The sequence below is a fragment of the Streptomyces ipomoeae 91-03 genome, assembly GCF_000317595.1.
GTDB lineage: Bacteria > Actinomycetota > Actinomycetes > Streptomycetales > Streptomycetaceae > Streptomyces > Streptomyces ipomoeae.
Window position 1 is genome coordinate 1 of the sequence record NZ_AEJC01000667.1, and the last position, 4614, is coordinate 4614.

Sequence of the window (4614 nt, forward strand, 5' to 3'; positions counted from 1 at the left end):
AAGTTCGACTCGGTCGTCCGGCCGATCTCCTGCCGGCCCTGGTTGTCGGAGAACCACACGGAACCGGCGGGGCCGCAGTGGCCGGCGGTGAGCATGAACTCGTTCTCGCCGTCGGCCACGTTGAAGCCGATCGAGCAGCGTCCGCCGGTGCCGAAGATGGGCTGGGCGCCGTTGAGGCGCATCGTGTACGCGCCCCCCGTGCGCTCCATCCGCACGGATCCGCCGATCTCCTCGGCGAGGCCCGTCAGCTTCTTCCAGTCCTTGGCGGAGACCGTGCTGTCGGCCCGCACCACGACCTCGTTGGAGGCGGGGTCGATCGCCCAGGAGGTGCCCGACACCCGGGGCGCCGAACGCAGCACCTCCGTCGCGGACTTCAGCTCCTTCGCGCTGTACTCGACCATCTTCGGCCGGGCCCCGGCCTTCTCGACCTCGGCCGCCGCCTCCTCGTCGGTGACGGCGACCACCGGACGGCCGTCGTCGGCGATCCAGGTGCCCGCCGTACGGTTCGAGCCGAGCTTGGTCACCAGACCCGTTCCGGTGCCGGACGCCGCCAGCACCGAACTCCGGGTCTCGGGCGGCGAGGTGGCGGGTTCGGTCGCCATCGCCGCCTGCGTGACCATCAGGCCCCCGCAGAGCAGTCCACCGACGGCTGTCAGCCGTGCCACTCGCTTCACGACTCGTCGTCGTGCGTGCCTCATTACCTGGCTCCCGAACCCCGTCCGACACGGTGTCAACACCGCGAGGGCGTCCGGTCCTTGAGCGCCCTCCCCCTATACGTGCGCTGGTCGCCGCGTGTTCACCAGTCGGCGTCGACGTACCCCAACGTCCGGTTCATGGCGATCGCGCGGACATTGGCGGGGTGGTGCAGCGTACGGACCGTGCTGACCCCGCACATCCCGGCGAACCCGATGCCGAAGGTCTTCATGGCGAGCGAGATGCCCCGGCCCCGGTGGCAGGCCCGTACGCCCGTCATCTCGTTGAACACGAACCCCGACCGGCGCCGGTCCGAGGTCGCCGCCATCCCGACCCAGCGGTCGCCGTCGATCGCCAGCACCACACCGCGGGGATCGTAGGCGGGCACCTCGAAGCGCTGCCGGTGGTACTCCTCGTAGGTGTAGAACTCGCCGCGCCCCGGGATGTCCGCCGAGCACTCCTTGTTGAGGTCGTACAACGCCCGGCGGTGCTCGGGGGTGTCGCCGAGTTCGGAGAGCGTCGTCAGCCGGATGCCGGAGGTGCGGCACTTGTCGACGTACGGCTGGAAGCGCGCCAGATCGAAGTCGGTGACGTCCAGTTGCAGCCTGACCCACTCGATCGTCATCAGGGCTTGCCTCCCACTCCGCAGTACATGGCGACTTCCTCCGGTTCCCGGGTCTCACCCGGAGGGGAGTCGCCGGTGGGTTCCGGGCGCCAGCGGGTGCATGAGACGACGCCCGGTTCGAGGAGGTCGAGGCCGTCGAAGAAACGGGCGACCGCCTCCGGAGTGCGCTGGTTCAGCGGTGGGGTGCCGTGCGCGTTCCACCAGGCGGCCGCGATGTCCACATCGGGCCACTCCGGGCTGGTGATGGTGTGCGAGAGCACCAGATGACTGCCGCTGGGCAGGGCGTCCATCAGGCGGCGCACGATGCCGTACGGATCCTCGTCGTCGCGGATGAAGGCCACCACGTCGAGCAGCAGCAGCGCGACCGGCTGGGTCAGGTCCAGGGTTCTCGCGGCGTGTTCGAGAATCGAGTCGACATTGCGCAGGTCCTCGTCGACGTGGTCCGTACGGCCCTCGGGCGTGCTCGTCAGCAGGGCGCGGGCGTGCACCAGGACCAGCGGGTCGTTGTCGACGTAGACGATCCGCGCGTCCGGGGCGATGCGCTGGGCGACCTCGTGGGTGTTCTCCGCGGTCGGCAGTCCGGCGCCGATGTCCAGGAACTGCCGGATCCCCACGTCGGCGGCGAGATGACGCACGGCCCGCCCCAGGAACTGCCGGTCCGCGCGGGCGTAGTCGCGGATGCTCGGATGCAGCCGGCGTATCTCGTCCCCGGCTTTCCGGTCGACCTCGTAGTAGTCCCCGCCTCCGAGCCAGTAGTTCCAGATCCGCGCCGCGGACGGCCGCGTGGTGACGATACGGCTGTTCAACGACGAGGAGGGGAAGTCCGAGGCTGCCGGGTTGTCCGTCACGGCATCAGCTCCTGGATCTTCTGTGAGGGTGCAGCGTCATCGGGCAATGTAGACCCGCCGGTTGGGCTTTGCCGAGACTTCGGCGATCTTCACAGTGCGCGAGACCGATCCGTGCCCGGACCCAGTGCCGCCCAGCTCCGGTCGTCCGCTACCGCCCCCGCCGGATCCGTGCGACTCGAGGTCGCCGTGCTGCCCCCTGGCTCTCGTCCCGCGCGCATCATCGCGCGCAGGGTCCGACGGCGGAGGCCAATGATCGTCGAAGCGCCTCTACCAATCGGTAACTTCCATGTGGCCTTTCGGCCATGAATGGGCATGACCATGACGAGTGCGGCGCAGGTCAGACCGACCTCGCCGCTTTGACATGAGAAAAACATGAGAAAAAGGGGACGAACATGACAGCAAGCGGTGTGGGACGCCGCATCACGACGGTCGCGGCGGTGGCCGTCCTCGGTCTCGGCGGCTCGGTGACCGCGGCGGTGCCGGCGACCGCGGCGCCGAGCGAGGCCGCGGTGAGCACGGCAGCCGCCGAGGTCGACTACGCGACCTGGCAGAAGGACGTGAAGGCCGTCATCGACACGGCCACGCCCTACATACAGCAGCGCACCGCGAACGCCTCCGGCAAGAAGCTCGCCATCGTCTTCGACATCGACAACACCACGCTGGAGACGCACTACACGCCCTGGTACCAGCTGCCCACCCCGGCGCTGAAGCCCTCCCTGGAGCTGGCCAAGTACGCCAAGTCCCGTGGCGTCGACGTCTTCTTCGTCACCGCCCGCCCCGGCATCATCGAGAGCGTCACCGAGTGGAACCTGGAAACCGTCGGCTACCCCGTCGACGGCCTCTACGTGCGTGACCTGCCCGACCTGTTCGCCGAGGTCTCCGCCTACAAGACCGCCTCGCGCGCGGACATCGAGTCGGACGGCTACACGATCATCGCCAACGTCGGCAACAACACCACCGACCTGGTCGGCGGCCACGCCGAGCGCACCTTCAAGCTCACCGACTACGACGGCCTGCTCGACTGACACCGCCCGGGGCCCAAGGGGTCCTCGCACCATGCCCGCCCGAGTCGCGCGGCCATGGTGCGAGGACCCCCAAGACGTACGGCCGCCGGTTCCCGACGGCGGCCGTGCACCTAGACTCCCGCCATGGCCGACGAAACCTCGCTCGACGCGCTCGGCGCGGGCAAGTACCTGCTGATCACCACGTTCCGCAAGAACGGCACGGGGGTCCCGACCCCGGTGTGGGTGGTGCGCGACGGGGACGCGCTCGGCATCTGGACGGTCGCGGACTCCTGGAAGGTCAAGCGGATCCGCAACCGCGCCGATGTCCTCGTCGGCCCCTGCGACCTGCGCGGCAACCCCACCGGCGACTCCGTCCCCGCCCGCGCCGAGATCCTCGACGCCGCCGGCGGTGCCCACTACCGCCGCCTCATCGCCCGCAAGTACGGCGTCCTCGGCCGCCTCACCCTCCTCGGCAGCCGCCTGCGCCGCGGCACGGACGGCACCGTCGGCATCCGCGTCACGCTCACGTAGTGAGGTCCGCCGAACGGCACATCGGCAGCTGACGTCGGGTCGGGCGTGGAACGGTCCCGGTCGGGGCAGCCGCGGAACCGGGTGAGGAGCCAGCGGCTGCCGGGCTCGAAGTACACCGGCGACAAGGGCTGTCGCCGGGTGCGGACCACGAAGCTCGTGCCCCGGTCACCGGGCGATCCGTCACGAACCGTCGCCCGCGTGCCCCGTCCGCCACGCCCATGCCGCGATCTCGACGCGGTTCCGGGCCGCCAGCTTGAGCTGGATGCTCGCCAGATGGGTCTTGACCGTGGAGAGGGAGACGAACATCGACGCGGCGATCTCGGCGTTGGTGTGGCCGAGCGCGACGAGGCGGACCACGTCGAGTTCCCGGTCGGTCAGCGGCTCCTGCGGGCGCGGGGCCTCGGGAGCGGCGGTGGCGTCCTTCTTCCCGGTGACGTGCTTGAGCAGCCGGACCGTCACCGACGGGGACACCAGCGAGTCACCCACCGCGGCGGCCCGTACCGCCTCGGCCAGCAGGGTCGGCCCCGAGTCCTTCAGCAGGAAGCCGCACGCGCCGCCGTGCAGCGCGCCGTAGACGTACTCGTCGAGGTCGAAGGTGGTGACCACGACCACCCGCAGGGGATCGGCGACACCCGGGCCGGCCAGCAGCCGGGTCGCCTCCAGGCCGTCCAGCTTGGGCATACGGATGTCCAGCAGGCACACGTCGGGCCGCACCTCGCGGGCCAGCCGGACGGCCGTCTCGCCGTCGGCGGCCTCGGCGACCACGGTGATGTCCGGCTGCGCGTCGAGGAAGAAACGGAAGCCGGTGCGGACCATGTCCTGGTCGTCGGCGATCAGAACGCGGATCGGGCTGCGGTCGGTCATGGGCGCATCATGCCTGAGAGGAGAAGACGGTACGGGGAGGGGGCGGCGC

Annotated in this window: 6 protein-coding genes; 2 read left to right on the plus strand and 4 right to left on the minus strand. The window is 70.1% G+C overall.

The window, feature by feature from the left end; all coding sequences use genetic code 11:
* The 3 genes from STRIP9103_RS44025 to STRIP9103_RS44035 form a co-directional block, all read right to left on the minus strand.
* On the minus strand, positions 1–698 hold a 698-nt coding region (locus STRIP9103_RS44025; RefSeq protein WP_048822249.1), incomplete at its 3' end, for an alpha-lytic protease prodomain-containing protein.
* A gap of 98 nt (positions 699–796) precedes the next feature.
* Positions 797–1318, minus strand: coding sequence for a GNAT family N-acetyltransferase (locus STRIP9103_RS52650; RefSeq protein WP_009342539.1), 522 nt, complete (start codon positions 1316–1318; stop codon positions 797–799).
* On the minus strand, positions 1318–2166 hold the full coding sequence (locus STRIP9103_RS44035) for an SAM-dependent methyltransferase (RefSeq protein ID WP_009342534.1): 849 nt from the start codon (positions 2164–2166) through the stop codon (positions 1318–1320). The genes STRIP9103_RS52650 and STRIP9103_RS44035 overlap by 1 nt, the downstream gene beginning before the upstream one ends.
* 392 nt (positions 2167–2558) lie before the next feature.
* Between STRIP9103_RS44035 and STRIP9103_RS44040 the strand changes: the two genes are divergently transcribed.
* A complete protein-coding gene (locus tag STRIP9103_RS44040; RefSeq protein ID WP_048822247.1) occupies positions 2559–3191 on the plus strand; it encodes an HAD family acid phosphatase in 633 nt (210 codons plus the stop codon).
* Positions 3192–3314: 123 nt separating this feature from the next.
* Complete coding sequence (locus STRIP9103_RS44045) at positions 3315–3701, plus strand: PPOX class F420-dependent oxidoreductase (RefSeq protein ID WP_009342530.1); 387 nt, start codon at positions 3315–3317, stop codon at positions 3699–3701.
* A 180-nt stretch (positions 3702–3881) separates the two neighbouring features.
* Here the strand turns inward: STRIP9103_RS44045 and STRIP9103_RS44050 are convergent, their stop codons facing one another.
* Entirely contained in the window at positions 3882–4565 is a 684-nt protein-coding gene (locus STRIP9103_RS44050) for a response regulator (protein ID WP_009342537.1), read from the minus strand.
* Positions 4566–4614 lie beyond the last annotated feature (49 nt).